The sequence below is a fragment of the Hymenobacter volaticus genome, assembly GCF_022921055.1.
GTDB lineage: Bacteria > Bacteroidota > Bacteroidia > Cytophagales > Hymenobacteraceae > Hymenobacter > Hymenobacter volaticus.
Genome location: NZ_CP095061.1, coordinates 694,259 through 710,945 on the forward strand (window position 1 = coordinate 694,259; position 16,687 = coordinate 710,945).

At 52.8% G+C, this 16,687-nt stretch carries 16 protein-coding genes; 4 read left to right on the forward strand and 12 right to left on the reverse strand.

Annotation, left to right across the window (positions count from 1 at the left end):
- Positions 1-59 precede the first annotated feature (59 nt).
- Together MUN86_RS03085 and pruA are read right to left on the reverse strand one after the other, a co-directional pair.
- Positions 60-449, reverse strand: a complete 390-nt coding sequence (locus MUN86_RS03085; RefSeq protein WP_243799877.1) for an NADH-quinone oxidoreductase subunit A — start codon at positions 447-449, stop codon at positions 60-62.
- A 223-nt stretch (positions 450-672) separates the two neighbouring features.
- Positions 673-2,343, reverse strand: a complete 1,671-nt coding sequence (gene pruA / locus MUN86_RS03090; RefSeq protein WP_245121595.1) for an L-glutamate gamma-semialdehyde dehydrogenase — start codon at positions 2,341-2,343, stop codon at positions 673-675.
- 160 nt (positions 2,344-2,503) lie between these two features.
- Here pruA and MUN86_RS03095 point away from each other — a divergent pair, with 160 nt between their 5' ends.
- Positions 2,504-3,538, forward strand: a complete 1,035-nt coding sequence (locus MUN86_RS03095; protein ID WP_245121598.1) for a glycoside hydrolase family 43 protein — start codon at positions 2,504-2,506, stop codon at positions 3,536-3,538.
- Between the two features lie 267 nt (positions 3,539-3,805).
- On the opposite strand, the gene MUN86_RS03100 is transcribed toward MUN86_RS03095, so the two are convergent.
- From MUN86_RS03100 to MUN86_RS03120, 5 genes are all read right to left on the reverse strand, one after another.
- Complete coding sequence (locus tag MUN86_RS03100) at positions 3,806-4,660, reverse strand: DUF5672 family protein (RefSeq protein ID WP_245121600.1); 855 nt, start codon at positions 4,658-4,660, stop codon at positions 3,806-3,808.
- An 815-nt stretch (positions 4,661-5,475) separates the two neighbouring features.
- Positions 5,476-6,024, reverse strand: coding sequence for a hypothetical protein (locus MUN86_RS03105; protein WP_245121602.1), 549 nt, complete (start codon positions 6,022-6,024; stop codon positions 5,476-5,478).
- A 45-nt stretch (positions 6,025-6,069) separates the two neighbouring features.
- Positions 6,070-6,765 (reverse strand): YjjG family noncanonical pyrimidine nucleotidase, encoded by a 696-nt coding sequence (locus tag MUN86_RS03110; RefSeq protein WP_245121605.1) that lies wholly within the window; start codon positions 6,763-6,765, stop codon positions 6,070-6,072.
- A 49-nt stretch (positions 6,766-6,814) separates the two neighbouring features.
- Complete coding sequence (locus MUN86_RS03115; protein ID WP_245121608.1) at positions 6,815-7,135, reverse strand: (2Fe-2S) ferredoxin domain-containing protein; 321 nt, start codon at positions 7,133-7,135, stop codon at positions 6,815-6,817.
- Positions 7,136-7,220: 85 nt separating this feature from the next.
- Complete coding sequence (locus MUN86_RS03120; RefSeq protein WP_245121611.1) at positions 7,221-7,619, reverse strand: ArsR/SmtB family transcription factor; 399 nt, start codon at positions 7,617-7,619, stop codon at positions 7,221-7,223.
- 109 nt (positions 7,620-7,728) lie between these two features.
- Here MUN86_RS03120 and MUN86_RS03125 point away from each other — a divergent pair, with 109 nt between their 5' ends.
- The 3 genes from MUN86_RS03125 (at position 7,729) to MUN86_RS31590 (ending at position 9,950) form a co-directional block, all read left to right on the forward strand.
- Positions 7,729-8,409, forward strand: a complete 681-nt coding sequence (locus MUN86_RS03125) for a carboxypeptidase-like regulatory domain-containing protein (RefSeq protein WP_245121614.1) — start codon at positions 7,729-7,731, stop codon at positions 8,407-8,409.
- A 162-nt stretch (positions 8,410-8,571) separates the two neighbouring features.
- Positions 8,572-9,546, forward strand: a complete 975-nt coding sequence (locus tag MUN86_RS03130) for an NAD(P)/FAD-dependent oxidoreductase (RefSeq protein ID WP_311181776.1) — start codon at positions 8,572-8,574, stop codon at positions 9,544-9,546.
- Positions 9,531-9,950: an NAD(P)/FAD-dependent oxidoreductase gene (locus MUN86_RS31590; protein WP_311181777.1), complete on the forward strand. Its 420-nt coding sequence runs from the start codon at positions 9,531-9,533 to the stop codon at positions 9,948-9,950. The genes MUN86_RS03130 and MUN86_RS31590 overlap by 16 nt, the downstream gene beginning before the upstream one ends.
- A 72-nt stretch (positions 9,951-10,022) precedes the next feature.
- Here the strand turns inward: MUN86_RS31590 and MUN86_RS03135 are convergent, their stop codons facing one another.
- The 5 genes from MUN86_RS03135 to MUN86_RS31050 form a co-directional block, all read right to left on the reverse strand.
- Complete coding sequence (locus MUN86_RS03135; protein WP_245121616.1) at positions 10,023-10,430, reverse strand: hypothetical protein; 408 nt, start codon at positions 10,428-10,430, stop codon at positions 10,023-10,025.
- Positions 10,431-10,512: 82 nt separating this feature from the next.
- Positions 10,513-10,887, reverse strand: a complete 375-nt coding sequence (locus MUN86_RS03140) for a PH domain-containing protein (RefSeq protein WP_245121619.1) — start codon at positions 10,885-10,887, stop codon at positions 10,513-10,515.
- A 222-nt stretch (positions 10,888-11,109) separates the two neighbouring features.
- Positions 11,110-13,476, reverse strand: coding sequence for a M1 family metallopeptidase (locus MUN86_RS03145; RefSeq protein WP_245121621.1), 2,367 nt, complete (start codon positions 13,474-13,476; stop codon positions 11,110-11,112).
- 226 nt (positions 13,477-13,702) lie between these two features.
- The gene (locus tag MUN86_RS03150; RefSeq protein WP_245121623.1) at positions 13,703-14,314 is read right to left on the reverse strand and encodes a HupE/UreJ family protein; all 612 of its coding nucleotides are present in this window, start codon (positions 14,312-14,314) and stop codon (positions 13,703-13,705) included.
- Between the two features lie 140 nt (positions 14,315-14,454).
- On the reverse strand, positions 14,455-16,686 hold the full coding sequence (locus MUN86_RS31050) for a pectinesterase family protein (protein WP_280640581.1): 2,232 nt from the start codon (positions 16,684-16,686) through the stop codon (positions 14,455-14,457).
- Position 16,687: the final 1 nt, after the last annotated feature.

Consider the following 16,687-nt stretch of genomic DNA (forward strand, 5'->3'; position numbering starts at 1 on the left):
ATTAAAGGAGCATAAACCTCTCTTTGCCAACACCAGCCAGCCAATAAAGGTTTGCTTGTTTACGCCTCGTTCCAGCGTAAAATGCCTTTTTTGATGACGTAGCCGAAGCCAGCCAATAGCAGTGCTAGGAACACCACCATTTCAATGAAGCCGTCGGTACCTAAGGCCCGGAAGTTCACCGCCCAAGGGTACATAAAGATGACTTCCACGTCGAAAAGTACGAATAGGATGGCCGTGAGGAAGTACTTCACCGAAATCGGGGTGCGGGCATTGCCCACCGACTCGATACCGCACTCAAAGGCTTCATCCTTCACCACGCTCTTGCGGCGCGGACCTAGTAGATGAGAAGTTATCATGGCAAAGGCCACGAAAGCAACCGCTAGCCCAAACTGCACGATGATGGGCAGAAAGTCCTGCGGCTGATAATTGGTAGTTACAGCGAGAAGCATAGACATCAACGGGAAAAGGCCGTTCGAGAACGGCGTTGAAGGGCAAAGGTAACGCGAAAAGCGGGCGGAACAAAGGTGAAATCAGACGGTAACGCAAAGGCGTATATATGAACTCTCAATGTTAAGCTAAGTAATAGACTTCCTGCTCAGATCAAACCAGGATAAAAACAGAAAAGCCGCTTCAGTTTCCCGAAGCGGCTTTTGCTACTGAATGGCTCTAAGCCTAGAAACCGCCCTGACCCGTGGCGTTCAGGTTTTCGCCGGTTTCTACGCCCATGAAGGGGTAACGGTAATCAACGGGCGGCACAAAGGTTTCTTTGATAGCGCGCGGCGACACCCAACGGAGCAGGTTCAGGATAGAGCCGGCTTTGTCGTTGGTGCCGGAGGCGCGAGCACCACCAAAAGGCTGCTGCCCAACTACTGCGCCGGTCGGCTTGTCATTGATGTAGAAGTTGCCGGCTGCATTCACGAGACGCTTAGAAGCTAAGTCGATGGCATAACGGTCTTGGGCGAAGATGGCACCGGTGAGAGCATAAGGCGAAGTGCCGTCCACGAGGTCCAATGTCTTCTCGAATTCTTGCGAATTGTAGACGTACACCGTGAGGACAGGACCGAACAGCTCGTCGCACATGGTTACGTATTGTGGGTTCTTGGTGACGATAACCGTGGGCTCGATGAAGTAGCCTTTCGACTTGTCGTGGTTGCCACCGGCCACAATTTCTACCGTTTCATCTTGCTTGGCTGCGTCAATGTAGCGGGCTAGCTTATCGAAGGAAGCTTCGCTGATAACTGCGTTAATGAAGTTAGAGAAGTCTTCTACGTCGCCCATCTTAAACGACTTCAAGTCTTCTTGCACGTAGCCTTTCACTTCGTCCCAGATATTGCTTGGGATGTATACCCGACTGGCGGCCGAGCACTTTTGGCCCTGGTACTCGAAAGCGCCGCGGGTGATGGCCGTAGCTACTTGGCGTGGGTGCGCCGAGTGGTGCGCCAAGATGAAATCTTTGCCGCCCGTTTCGCCCACAATGCGCGGGTAGCTCTTGTAGGTAGTGATGTTCTGGCCAATGGTCTTCCAAATCTGTTGGAACACGCCCGTCGAGCCCGTAAAGTGGATTCCTGCGAAGTCGGGGTGGGAAAAAATGATGTCGCCGGCTACGGGGCCATCTACATAAATCAGGTTGATAACGCCATCGGGTACACCGGCTTCCTTAAACAACTCCATCAGCACCTGCGCCGAATAGATTTGCGTGTAGGCGGGCTTCCACACCACTACATTGCCCATCATAGCTACCGAAGTAGGCAGGTTGCCAGCAATAGAGGTGAAGTTGAACGGCGTTAGGGCGAAAATAAAGCCTTCCAAGGGGCGGTGCTCTAGGCGGTTCCACATGCCCGGCGCCGAAGTCGGCTGCTGCTTGTAGATTTCCTGCATGAAATGCACGTTGAACCGGAAAAAGTCGATCAGTTCGCAAGCCGCATCGATTTCAGCCTGATAAGCATTCTTGCTTTGACCTAGCATGGTGGCCGCGTTGATGCGGGCACGATAAGGACCGGCAAGCAGTTCGGCAGCTTTCAAGAAAATCGAGGCTCGATGTTCCCACGGCATATCAGCCCAGTTGGCGCGAGCAGCCAGCGCGGCGTCAATGGCTTGTGTCACGTGCGAGGCGTCGCCCTCGTGAAACTGGCCAAGCAAATGTTGGTGGTCGTGGGGCGGAGTGATATCCTTGGTGTTGCCAGTGCGGACTTCCTGCCCACCGATGTACATCGGGATGTCACGCTGCATCTGCTTGAGCTCTTTAATGGCTTTAAGCAGTTCCAAGCGCTCCGGTGAGTTAGGCGCATACGCCTTAACAGGTTCGTTGACGGGGGCGGGTACGTTGAAAAAGGCGTTGGACATGGGTGGTTGCTAATTGCTGATTTGGGGTTTCTGATTAGGAGGGGTGGGCAAAGGTAGCCACCCGGCAGAAATGATGCGAACAGCCAGTAGCAAGTGGCGTTTCAACCGGGACGCTTCTTCCGCCTCAACCTTAAGCAGCACAGCATCCGTACTCTGCAATATGCCTGATACCAAAATTTCTCCTATGCCCGCAGCCGCTTATACGAATCCTATCTGGAACGACGACTTTCCCGACCCCACTATTATCCGAGCTTCTGATGGCTGGTACTACGCTTATGGTACCCAAACCAAGCGCCACGGCGCCATTATCAATATGCAAGTAGCTCGCTCCGCTGACTTAGTACAGTGGGAGTATTTAGGCGATGCACTTCCTGTTAAACCTGATTGGGCCAGTGGCACCCAAAAATTGTGGGCCCCACACGTAAGCGAACATGCAGGCCGCTACTACCTCTACTATTCTGCGAAGCCCGATGAAGCAGAAGTAGAAGGATTGTGCTTGGCGGTAGCTACCGCCGATGAGCCAGCCGGCCCTTTCACCGACATTGGAGCGCCTTTGTATTGTGGCCCTGGCTTTCTCAACATCGACCCTATGGCCTTCGACGACCCAGCTACCGGCAAACGGCTGCTCTATTGGGGTTCAGGCTTCGGGCCCTTGATGGTGAGGGAGCTAGCCGAAGACCGTATTTCCTTTGCACCCGACAGAGAAACCACAATCTTAATTCAGCCTGCCGGCGCTGGCGACCTTAAACGCTACGACCAGCTGATAGAAGGGAGTTGGGTGGTACTGCGTGACGGATGGTACTACCTGTTTTATTCCGGCAACAACTGCTGCGGCGACGACGCCCATTACGGCGTGCTAGTCGCCCGTTCTCGCGCTGCCACCGGCCCCTTTGAAACTCTAGCCGAAGCCACTGGTAACCCCTACGCTATGTTGCTCGAAGGCAATCAGCACTGGCATGCCCCTGGTCACAACTGCGTCGTAACAGATTCCGCTGATCAGGACTGGCTGGCTTATCACGCTATCGACCCGGAGCAACCTAAATTCGACGCCATCGACGCTGATCAAGGTTATTCCCGCCGCATTATGCTACTGGACCGTCTAGAGTATGTGGGCGGTTGGCCCCGGTTGGTAAGTGGCGGCACCCCATCCTTTAAGCCGCAACCAGCTCCCGTTGCCCATGAAAATATAAGCTAGAGCGTCAGCTTTAGTTACTGTTCGGCAATCTTGAGCGCAGTACCTCCGTCAAATAGAAAAGCTGCAAATACAATTAAAAATGGCATAGCAGACAGCCTACTGATAGGCTGTCTGCTATGCCATTTTATACGTGTAAAGAGTATGTGCTATGTATATAGACGGACCGTGTAATAAAATAATAAGTCTTGTACGATTTTTTAATTCTTAATCGCTTAGCAGTACCTACCTGCTAAACACAGCTTTGCAAACGTCCTTTAGCGCAAACGCTTAAAGAGCATGGCCGTAGCGGCGAATGCAAGGCTTCCAGAACTCGGGGTTATACTGAATCCAAGCGTGCACACCGAAAGGCAGGGTGCTATTATCTTGGTTGGAGAAGGGCAGCTTGTCTTCTTCCCAGTTGTTGTAGTCGGCCCCGAAATGTTCGGCTACCTCGTTGGAAGGAATGCTGAAGGACGACTCGAGCTTAGGAAAGTGCATCGATACAAACAGGTCGTCGAGGAAGATGCGGTTGCGCTTCTTGTTGAGCCAAAGGAAGAAGTCAACGTAGCGCTTATGCTCGGAAGTAATGCGGTAGAAGGTGCTCGTCTTTTTCAGGCAGAAGCCGCCCGCTCCGACGTAGCTTGGGCAGTTATAGCCGATAAGGCCACGCAGAAACGTTTTAGGTCGAATGTAGCCTTCATTATAGATAACAGCTCCGATGTAGTCATGGCCGAGGGCACACCACTCTTCCAACTCGTCGCGGAAGACGAATGCATCGAGGTGATAAAGCAACATGTATTCGTAAGGCAGGAAGCGCTGGTAGAAGACCGGGGCGACCATCAGTTCCGCGAACGCCTGCCAGCCACGCCACTCAAACCGCTCAAAAAAGATTTGCGCCTTGTCCTTGCAAAAAGCCTCATACCAGCTTGTATCAAGCCAGGTAGGAGCCATAAAGGTGATGTGGTACTGGGGTAGCACGGCTAAGGCCTGTGCTAGCGAAATCTTTTCTAGTTCCGATGGTTCCTCCTTATGAATAGGGATAACGATTGTTACAAGAGATTTCTCAACGGGCGGAGAGATAAGAACACTGCGTTTCTTCCGGACGCGGACGGTGGATTCGCCCGCTAAAAGGGATGATACCATGGCAACAGGTGTAGAAGTAGGAAAGTGTGGTATATAAGAGGTTAGGGCGGCAGTAAGAAGCGAATGATGCTTTTACGTATATATAGGTGCTGTGTCTAATACCTCTTTAATTTTTATTAAAAATAGAAGATTGTTTGTGAGATTTCAAGCATTCATTATCAAAAATATCAATATTATTGAAATAATTATACTTATATCATGTTGCTCTTTAGTTGCCGCTATATCTGAAAAGCTTGATGAAGATTTAGTGAGTATTATTTATATTTTATAATAGTAATACAAAAATATAATACGCTATTGGAAAGACTTATGGTTAAGTTCACATACACAGTACTTTACTGATATTAGCGAGTTTAAAAAGTGAAGCTGATTTAAGAAATTCAATAACCAATCTTTGATCTGCAACACCTTTTGACAACCGTTAACAAAGTCCAGCATGCTGATATATGTAGAAACAGACAACATAAAAAATACAACTACGCTCAAAACCACAGATGGCTGTAGGTAGAACGAATGAGCTACCCTCAATTAATGGGCCATATTTTATATGAGAATCGTTAAAATAGAGTAGTATGACTAGATGCAGCGGCACCCGTTTGTGCGTATTAGCGAAAAAGCCTGTTTTATTAAATAGCTTAATAAGCGGCCTAGTGGTAACCCTAGGGTGTTAGAAAACATAGTCTACTAGGTAATATAGTAAGCGGCGGAATATGGCTCCTCTATAAGAACTGCAAAATCAGCTCACTACGATAACTATAGCAACCAACGCTATGCTTGGTATCTACTCGTTAATGCCGCAATCTTTTTAAGCTAGACTATAGCAAATTTAACAATTCCTTTACCTGCCACTCCAAATCGGTAACGGAACCAGTGTTGTGTAATGTGGCAGCGAAGTATGGGTAATGGTCCAGGGCTGTTTCGCTTGGGTGGCTGTCGTCGCGCGTGCCGTCGCCGCGCTGCTGGAGCGGGTCGCCTTCTACACGGAGCATCAGGCCGCCGCGACTGCGAACGAGATCCGCTTCGTTGGGAAATCGCACATCTGGAATAAGAATGTACTGATTGGGCGGCAATTGCGAGAAAAAGGCCTGCACCCAAATGTCCGGTTCCCATTGCCGTAGCGCCAAACCTACTTGCTGAAGCATTTCGCCGCGGGTACGGCCAAAAGCGGAAAGCAGCTCGGTTTTGCCTTGCTGCGAAAAATAAGGCGCTACCTCTTCGCCGGCTAAGGCCGCGCAAACCGCTTTGATTGGTTCTCCTACAGAGCGGATGTGCCATTGCCGTTCCGGCTGCAACTGCTGAATCAGGTGCGCTACTGTGTCTTTGCCGCTACCCCGGCGACCCGAAAAGCCAATCAACTGTATCATACCCACCAAAGGTCAACAGTTTAGAATTGGCTACGAATACAAAGGTTATAAAAACGACTTCAGTTCGCTCAGACAACTGATTTCGTACGTGGTTTCAGCGAAGTGGCGGCGTTTCTCAGGATTAAAGTAGACTTGGTCGATGCCAGCGTTGTGGGCACCTAGTACGTCGCACTCTAAGTTGTCACCTATCATGAGGCTTTCGGTGGCTTTGGCGCCGGTGCGCTCTAGGGCATGCTGGAAAATGCGGGAATCAGGCTTGAGGTGACCGCAGCACTCGGAAGTGATTATTTCCTGGAAGTAACTCGTAAGGCCTGCCGAATCAAGCTTGGTGTATTGCATGTCGCGGAAGCCGTTGGTAATCAGGTGCAGCGCGTATTTTGGCTTCAGGTAATCAAGCACCTCAAATGTGAACGGGAACACAGCCGATTTCAACGGCAAAATATCAGTGAACTGTTCGGAAAGTCCTGCTGGTGCATCGGCTTCTTGCAAACCGAGCTTCACGAACGTACGCGGGAAACGGGTGGCGCGTAGTTGCTGCTGCGTGATCTTATTGCTTTGATAGAGTCGCCACAAGCCGTGGTTGATATCACTATACACTCGAATGAACTCGTCTACTGTGAACGCACCAAACCGGTCCATATCGTGGTGCTCGTACAAATGCCGCAGCGTTTCGTTGGCATTGGTTTCGAAGTCCCACAGCGTGTGGTCTAGGTCAAAGAAGAGGTGGCGGTACGGTTTCAAGTTTTGGAGGTATCAGGTAAAAGAGTGAGTGATGCAGCTTCCGCTTGACTTATATCTCGTCTAGCAACAAACGCTTTACCGGGTGGTTTTCGCCGAGGTGTTCGCGCACGATGTCGGCGGCGTCTTTGGGTTTTACGTCGCCGTACCAAATGCCTTCCGGATAGATTACCAGGGCCGCGCCAGAGCCCTTTTTGCAGTGCTTGCACTGGTCGAGGCAACTACAAGTTTGCACGCGGGTTTTGTGTTTCTCCCCCTTGCGCACCACCGACTTCAGGTCTTGCTTCTTCAACTCAATTTTTAATGCCCGCGCCACGTCTTTGCCGACTTCGGTCTTCTGGGCATTGCAAACAAACAAATGAATCACTGACATCTAACGATCAAGCAACAGGTATTGGGAACGGAACAGACTGGAATTTGGTAGAACAGATGCCGAGGCGAATTTCTTAAACTGCTCCCTAGCGTTCTGTTGGGGTACCAGTCCAGCGACGGTTCTGGAGCTTATACGCGGCAAGCTCCCGGTTCGACCAGAGCGTTTGATAAATCTGCTGGTCGCGCACGAGTTGGGGGTCGCGCTCCATGTAGCCTAACAGTTGCTGTACTAGTTCGGTGCCTTCGCCCTCAATGAAGTAGAATATCCAATTGTCGAGGCGCCGGAAATTCACCAAACCTGCATTTTTTAGGTACAATAATTGGCGTGACGTTTTGGTTTGGGTGAAGTCAAGGACCTGTTCCAGGTCAGAGATGCACATTTCCTGGTTGCGCCAAAGCAGGTGCAGGATGCGCACCCGGCTTTCGTCGCCAAAAGCTTTAAATAGTTGCTGGCCAAATGCAACGCTGACGTGTTTGAGGCGCATCTTTAGACGAGTGGCAGGGGAGAAGGCCCGTTGTGAACCGTAGCAAATTTACGGTAAACGCGGCAGTGACCCCAAAGAACCCGTATACTTGTAGTCTGTAATTCGTAGTATGTCTGTAGTAGTTCGATTTTATTTTGCACTGGCTGTCTGCATGTTGCTGCTGGCCGGACTAGCTCCTTCAAGCGCACGGGCGCAGGGGCAGGCGCGCGTAGTGCAGTTCACGGGCATCGTGGCCACCGGTGATTCTTTGTTGGGGGTACCAGGTGCCACCATATTTGTACCCAAGGCCGGCCGTGGCACTGCTACCAACGCGTACGGATACTTTTCGATACCCGTGCTGACCGGCGACAGTATTATCATCCGCAGCTTGGGCTACCGCAATCAATACGTAGTTATTCCGGCTGACTACCAGCGGGACAGCTACTCGATTATTGTGACATTACGCGAAGATGCTACGGTACTGCCTGAGGTACGCATCTTCCCTTATAGCACCGAGAAGGCGTTCAAAGAAGCTTTCCTGGCGTTGCGTCTGCCGAAAGAAAAAGGTACGAGCGCCGCCGAAAACCTGAACGAGGACATTCTGCGACGCATCTTCAACAATGCCCCGGTCACGAGCATGGGCAACTACCGCCAAACTATGCAGATGCAACAGATAGAGCAGCAGCGTCGGATGGGCTTGGGGCCGTCGCTACAGAGCAACAACCCATTGCTGAACCCTTTCAGTTGGCTACAACTCATCAAGCAGGTGAAGGACGGCGAGTTCAAGAAGAAAGAAGGCGAGGATTACTAGGCATAAGCTTAGCGCCCACACAAAAAGCCCCTGTTTCGGAAAGCAACAGCTATCTGGGTCGGGGGCTTTTTCATGCAGATACTCAGCTGTTCAGCTACACTTTTTAGGCAACCCCAAGCTCTGTTTCGCGGTAAAGGAAGTGTTTGACTTTGTCTACTCGAAATGGATACCAACATACCTGTCACCTCGCAACCGCGCATCGTTATAGTAGGTTGCGGCTTTGCCGGGCTGCGGCTCGCCAAAGAACTCGCGGATGCCCCCGTACAAGTGGTGGTCATCGACCGTAATAATTACCACAACTTTCAGCCGCTGCTTTACCAAGTAGCCACCGGCGCCCTAGAGGCCGATAGCATTGCTTACCCGATCCGGAAAATTTTTGCGGCGCAGGAGAATTTCTTCTTCCGCATGACCTCCGTGCAGAACATCGACACGGCCCGCAATATTGTGGTAACTAGCATCGGGGAGATTCGCTACGACCACCTCGTGCTGGCTACCGGCTCGCTCACCAACTTTTTCGGAATTGAGAGCATTGAGCGGAACGCCATGCAGATCAAGAGTATTCCGAACGCGCTGAACTTACGCAGCTACTTGTTCCAGAACTTCGAGAAAGCCCTGCTCAAAGAGAACCCCGAAGAGCGGCAAGCGCTGCTCAACGTGGTAATTGTAGGCGGTGGGCCAACGGGCGTCGAAATTGCAGGCTCGCTGGCCGAAATGCGCAAAGATGTGCTGCCCAAAGACTATCCGGAGCTGGACCTGAAGCAGATGGAAATCTATCTGATGGAAGCAGGCCCGGCAGTACTAGGGCCCATGTCGAAGTTTGCGCAGGATAAGGCCAAGCGCTACCTCGACAGCATGAATGTGCACGTGCGCCTGAACACGCCCGTCAAGCGCTTTGAAGATTGCAAGGCTTACATATCCGATACCGAGTTCATTCGGACCGAAAACCTAATTTGGGCTGCTGGGGTGAATGGCAACGAAGTGCCTGGCCTGCCCGGCGAGGTCATTGCGCGCAACAAGTGCATCAAGGTGAACCGCTGGAACCGCGTGGAAGGCCAAACCAACGTGTACGCCATCGGCGACGTGGCTAGCATGGTAACCGACGAAATGCCCCGCGGCTTCCCATGCTGGCGCCCGTAGCCATTCAGCAAGCCGAGCAGTTAGCCGACAACTTCAAACGGCTACTCCGCGGCGAAGCTCCCATAGACTTCAAATATTTCAACAAAGGCAGCATGGCCATTGTGGGCCGCAATCGCGCCGTAGTGGATCTGCCCGGCAACAAGCACTTTAGCGGCTTCTTGGGCTGGCTTACCTGGTTGTTTGTTCACTTGATGACGCTGGTCGGCTTCCGCAATAAGGTTGTTACCTTCATTGACTGGGCCTTCAGTTACGCCAGCTCCGACCGGGCGCTACGCCTCATTATCCGCCCCTACAAGCGCTCCGACTTTAAGGATGACAAAGGCAAAGTCACGGCCGAGCAAAACGCGCAAACTCCGCAGTATAACCCATCTGTGCCTGCTCCGAACGCGCAAGTGGTAGGATGATTTTGAAACACCAAAAACAAAAAGCCCTGCAGCTGAAGTAAGCTGCGGGGCTTTTTGCTGAACGGGAAGTGACTATTTGGTAGTGCAAGCGGTATCACTAACATTCTCTAAATAGGCAAATGGGCCTACCTGCGAACAGATAGCGGTTCTAGGTCCTATAGCAGCCAACTCCGTATCGGTGGCTTGGCGCACCGTGCAGAAGAAAGTAGCACCAGCTTGCTGGTAGGTTGCTGGCACATTGATGGCGTTGATAATGTACTCCGTGGCCCCGGTGGTAGGATTGACCTGCGTAGTCGATTCGGCTATTGGGCGCTCCAGACGCAGATAGTAGCCCATGCGGCCACTGGCGGCATGGCAGTCAGGACCAACTACGTTGGCTTGTATACAGTCAGGCGTTGGTTCCGGTTCGGGGTCTTCGCACTGCCAGGCACACAGAAGCAGCGTACACAATAAATAGCTGGTAATACGACGAAATAGCATAAGTAGGCTTGGAAGGAAGTTGGAAGGCATTCAAAAGAAAGAGGCCACCAATACCCAAGAAGTTGCAAGCCCACTCTGCTATTTACAGCGCGTATTCCGCCAAAGCCCGGTTCACGTCGCGGATGCTGTTATCGTCGCGAAAGGTTTTGCTGATGGGGTCAGCTTGACCGCGCACCCATATTTTCAACTCCGATTCGAGGTCGAAGTGGCCAGTGGTTTCCATCGAAAACCGCTCTACGCTACGGTAGGGAATACTTAGGTACTCCACTTTCTTGCCAGTTACGCCCTGCTTGTCTACCAAGATCAAGCGCTTGTTGGTAAACACCAATAAGTCGCGAATAACAGCATAGGCTTTTTCCACTCGCTCGCCGTCGGCAAGCAGGTGCGTTAGTTCTTGCTGAATAGATTGAGCGTCGCTTTCGGAAGCATTGCCAAGGAGGCCGTCGAGTAGTCCCATACCGATAGAAGTTTGGTGAAGCCGACAAGCTACGATAAAAGTTATTCTAGCAGCAATACTAGGTAGGAGGTAATGGAAGTGCCTAGCGAGATGTAACTCAAGCAGATCATAAGATGATTATGCTAGTGGGAAGAGTATTCAAGGCGCTGCTGTAGTTACAATAAAATAAAAAAAGCGCCTGGCTATAGCCAGGCGCTTTTTGTGGGTCCTTATGGTTATACACTAGTTAGTGCCACCGCCGGTGCCGCTGGTGCTACTGCCGGGCTTTTGCTCTTTCTGCTGCATCGAGGTTTGCTGCTGCATGGGGTTAGGCTGGTTACGCTGCTGCAACTCGAACAACTCGAAGCGAGAAGGCGAGGCTTTCTGTGGCCAAGAGTTGTTGCTTAGGTCGGTGTCGGCGGTTTCGAGGTAGGGGTCGAGCACGAAGCTTACCACAGGCTTATCGGTGATGAAGACCTTGGTTACCTCGGCGTTGTTTTTGCGCCAGATTTCAGCTGGAATGTTCACCACTTCCTGCTTGCCGTCTTCATACGTCATCTGCACGACAACCGGCATTGTGAGGCCGCCGAGGTTCTTTAGGCTAACCTCGTAGAAGTTCAAGCCGGCATTCAGGCGCTGCTGCTGTTCGGGCGAAAGCGCCTTTACAAACTGCTGGTAGCGTTGCTTGTCGGCATCGGTGGTAGCCAGCGGGTCATAGTTGTTGTAGAAGTCCTTCAGATCGGGCTTCTCGTCTATCAGGGTTTTCTTGATGTCTTGGAGGTTGCGCTGCTGCGAGAGGGTTTGCGGAGCACTGTTGAGCTGTTGGCGCTTAGCCGTATTTTCCAGCTCGGGGTTCTTGGAATCCACCTTATACCACTTCACAGCATCCAGGGCTAGGTCGGTGTGGTCAGTGGTGTAGAACCAGCCGCGCCAGAACCAGTCGAGGTCGGTGCCAGAAGCATCCTCCATAGTGCGGAAGAAGTCGGCAGGCTCGGGGTGCTTATAGGCCCACCGGCGCGCATATTCCTTGAACGCATAGTCGAAGAGTTGGCGACCCATAATGGTCTCACGCAGAATATTGAGGCCAGTAGCGGGCTTGGCGTAGGCGTTTGGCCCGAATTGCAACACCGATTCCGAGTTGGTCATAATCGGGGTTTGCAGGTTCTTGCCGGTGCGCATGTAGTCCACAATGTTCTTGGGCTCGCCGCGGCGTGAAGGGTAGTTACGCTCCCATTCCTGCTCAGTCAGGTATTGCACAAAGGTGTTCAGGCCTTCGTCCATCCAAGTCCATTGCCGCTCGTCGGAGTTCACAATCATCGGGAAGAAGTTGTGACCTACCTCGTGGATAATCACCGAAATCATCCCGTATTTCCGGTCGGCAGTATACGTACCGTCTTTCTCAGGGCGGCCGCCGTTGAAGCAAATCATGGGGTACTCCATGCCACCCACGGGTCCGTGTACCGAAATAGCCACGGGGTAGGCGTAAGGAATCGTGAACTTCGAGTACGTTTTGATGGTGTGGGCTACTACCTCAGTCGAGTACTTGCCCCACAGCGGGTTACCCTCTTTGGGATAGAACGACATGCACATTACTGGCGTGCCATCTTGCTTGATACCCATGGCATCCCAAATAAACTTCCGCGACGAAGCCCAGGCAAAGTCGCGCACGTTTTTGGCGGCGTACGTCCAGGTTTTAGTGCCTTTGGCGCGCTTCTGCTCGGCCTGCTCGGCTTCCATCGGCGTCACAATGAACACCGGCTTCTTGGCATTCACGGCCTGCGCCATGCGCTGCCGCTGAGCAGAAGTCAGTACTTCCGAGGCGTTCTGCAAAGTGCCCGTAGCGCCTACTACGTGGTCGGCCGGGGCCGTGATGCTTACGCGGTAATCACCGAAAGGCAGCGCGAATTCACCGTTGCCCAAGAACTGCTTGTGCTGCCAGCCCTGGTTGTCGGAGTACACGGCCATACGTGGATAGAACTGCGCAATTTCGTAGAGGTAGTTTTTGTCCTCGGAGAAATACTCGTAGCCGCTGCGCTGGTTGATTTTGGTTTGGTCGTTGATGTTGTAGTTCCACGCCAAGCTGAACGTAACCGACTGCCGGGGCCGCAACGGCGTCGGCAAATCCACCCGCATCATGGTGTGGTTGATAACGTGCGGTAGCGCCTTGCCACCTTTCAACTCCACTTTGGTGATCTTGAAGCCGCCGTCAAACTCACTGCGTTGCAGATAATCCAGCGCCTGGAACGACATCCGGTCCTGGATCTGACCAACCTGCGTGGCGGTGGTAATGGAATTCTTGTCCATTATGTTCTGATCGAGTTGCACCCAGAGGTAAGTCAGCACGTCAGGCGAGAGGTTGGTGTAGGTGATGTCCTCGGAGCCGGTAATAGCTTGTTTCTCGTCGTCGAGCTTAACGCGGATGTTGTAGTCGGCGCGTTGCTGCCAATAATCGACGCCAGGCGCGCCGGAAGCCGTGCGATACGAGTTAGGGGTAGGCAACTCAGTACCAAGCTGAGCAAACTTGTCGGTGCCAGAATTGGTGGTCTGAGCCAATGCCGGCCCGGCCAGCAACAAAGCAAGGCCAGCGGCTGGCAGTAATGTTTTGGTCATACGTTAAGTGTAGTTGCAAAAGAGTTAAGTGCAAATGGCGGAGAAGTAAATTTACGAGAAATCTCCGCCCAATTCGTCAAGGACTCAACGCCAAGCCTAGCGTTGCACAAGGGTATCGTATGTTCAGAGCACTAGTCTGGTATCCAACATGATGAGTACCGATGGGAGCAACAGTAGCTTACGCATAGAGATTCACTTCGCCCACATAATAAACTGGCACTCAGCATCACGAGGTTAGTTGCCCTAGTAGCAGTACGGTGGCAATACCAGCAGCGGCACCCGTCACGAACAGCAGCCAGTCGCGGCGGGCAGCACCAAAAATGCGCAACACAACAAAACCTAGCAGCAGAATGATGCCGACAATCAGTAGTTGCCCCAGCTCTACGCCGACGTTGAAGGCCAACAGTTCCAACACGGGTCGGCTCTGTCGGCCCAACAGTTCGCGCAAATAGCTAGAGAAGCCCAGGCCGTGAATCAACCCAAATACGGCCGCTAGCAAGTTAGGCCATGCGAGCAATATAGGTTCTGGCCGTCGGCGGGTAGGTAGCCGTTCGCCGGTGCGGCCCATTTCTGTTGTGTTCAGGATGCAGGTGAGCAAGATGGTCACCGGAATCAGCATCTCGATCAGCTTGGGACTGTAGTGCACGAAGCCCATAGTAGCCAGCGCCAGCGTGAGCGAATGGCCAATCGTGAAGCTCGTGACCAGTGCCACTACTCGGCGCCAGTCGCGCAGCACATACGGTGCGCATAGGGCCAGCAGAAACACGATGTGGTCGTGGGCCCGCAGGTTGAAGATATGGTAGAAGCCGAGTTGGAGGTAGGTTTGAAATACCGACATGGCGCAAATCTACACAAGCCAGGCAAGTTCACTTAAGTCGAGCTACAGAGGCCTTTCGCTGGAACCTCCCACATAAAGCAGGGGAGGTCCTCTGTTCTATCTGCGAGACCTCCCCTGCTTTTCAACTACAGTGTTACAGCTTACTGCTTCAGAATCCGACGTACATCCGAACCGCCTTCTGTGCGGGTGCGCAGCAAATAGACGCCCGCTGGCAGTTGGCTCAGGTTGAATGTGGTGCGCTGAATTCCAGCTTTGCCCGGTACATCTAGGCGCTGCACAGGCTGGCCCAAGACATTATAAAGGCATAGCTCGGTAGCTTTAGAGTACCCGCTTAATTCCACGGCTACATGGCTTGTAGCCGGGTTAGGAAACACGTTCAGGCCGCTGCCAGCTAATGGCTTGTTGCTAAGCACAGTGATGTTCTCTCCTTTCACCACTACGTTTTTCAGTAACCCATACCGGCCCGAGCTTGTACTGCCGCAACTGAAGTAAAGCCGGATAGTAAGCCGTTGTCCAGCCGCTAGGGTAATACCAGCCGACTCATTGAGCAGTAACCGGTAGGTAAGCGTGGGGCCACCAGGTTGATTGGCTAACAGAATAGGAGTCTGAAAAGCCCCATTGGCTGTGCTGGGCAGCCCCCCGGTAGGGCCGGTGCCACCCATTACATCGGCGGAATCGGTGGCGAAGTTGCTCCGCGAGTACACCACGGCTAGCTTGGTATTGCTGGACGTGTTGTAGAAGGCCGAGGTCAAAAGCAGTGAGTCGAGCCGCACAATGGAATTGGGGCCGGCTGTGACCGTGAATTGCTCGTAGACGCGGCGACTCAGGTTGCCGCCAGGGCCCCCTATGGTTGTAGCCCAAGTGCCGTCGCCGTTGGTACTTGCCCCGAAAGCCTGTCCAAACGTATTGGAATACGCCCGAATAGCAGGCACCGTGGTGCCGTTTGAAACCGTCAGGCCCCGCAGAATAGGAGTGCTAGCAACCACTGCCCCCGAACGCACGGCACTGCTATCGGTGCTGCTAGCTTTCAACGGCCACCACTGTAGCGGCCTTGATATGGGGGCAGCGGTATTCGTTTTGGTGCCCGCTACGGGCACATTCGTGGTTGTATTTCCGGGGCTACTGTGTACAATGTTGCCGGTGTAGCTGCCTGCTGTTGCGGCGTTCAGCCGCACGCTGATAGTGGCAGCTAGCGTATTGTCGACGGGTGTAAGCACGAGCGGATCAGCCGCCGTAGCCCAAGTAGTACCTGCATTGGCTGATACCTCATAGCCTGCCGGAGGGGTAATGGTTACGTTGGCAGTAAGGTTGGCGCCTGCCAGCGAATAGGCTTGCACGCCTGAGGCGTTGGTTTGGTATTGCACGAAAGTGCCCAACGTACCCGTAATGGTAAGGGTTGGGGCACTGGAAATCCGGATGGTTTCAGTGGTGTGCGTGGCAACGCCAGGCTTCGATGCTTTCAGGTAGTAATAATAAATGCTGCCAGCCGGCGGGACAACGTCGGGCAGTTGGAAGTTGTAAAGTGAGTCGGTGAGGGCGGTTACTTCCCCCACCATGCTGAAGGCAACATTGTCGGAAGAGCGAAACAGCTCATACTTGATTTGACTCATGGCCCAGCTAATGTTCCAACTTAGCGTAGAGGGCGTAGTGCTGTTGCCTTTGGTGGCCCGAAAGTTCGAGACGGCAATTTCCGGAGCATAGCTCCCGCAGAAACCCGCTGCTGTAGCGCACGGATTCCAGCTGCTGCCAAAGAGGTTGGCTACTGTGTAAGCCGCCGTGTCCGCCGCTGTCAGCTGTTTCGACCAGCTTACGCGCTGTCCAATAGGCGCTAAGTTTCCGCTAAACGTTCGGCTTTGGTATTCGGCATACGTAATGAGGCTGGTGTTCGTGCCCGCATCCCAAACAGCCCAGCCAGCTGGTTGAATCAAGCCCGCACCAAGGGTGGCGTTTAGAAAAACCACTTTGTTGTGGGCAGGAGTAGCAAAACCAGTGGCGTTCTGCCAGGGCCGCCCCAGCACGTATTGCGTTCCGCCGGTGTTGGCTGGTAGCCTGCAGTTTCGAAATACGTAGCCGTACGGCTGACCTGGTGGCGTATTAGCGGCCGTGATGTACGACGAGCCATTCGTGGTACGCGTTTTAGCGTACACCACGCACCGGTCGAACACGGCTACCGAACTACCAAAAATAAAGTCCACGTTGCCATCGATGTAGCAGTCCCGAAAGTAGTGTCTGGGAGTGCCGTTGCCTTTGGTGTAGAGCGTATCCTGGTTGCCGAGGAAGCGGCAATTTTTGAAGGCGGTCCGGTCGGCGTTCAGCAGCACGGCTACGGCCTGCGACCCATCCCCAAACGAATTTTCAAAAGTGATATTCAAG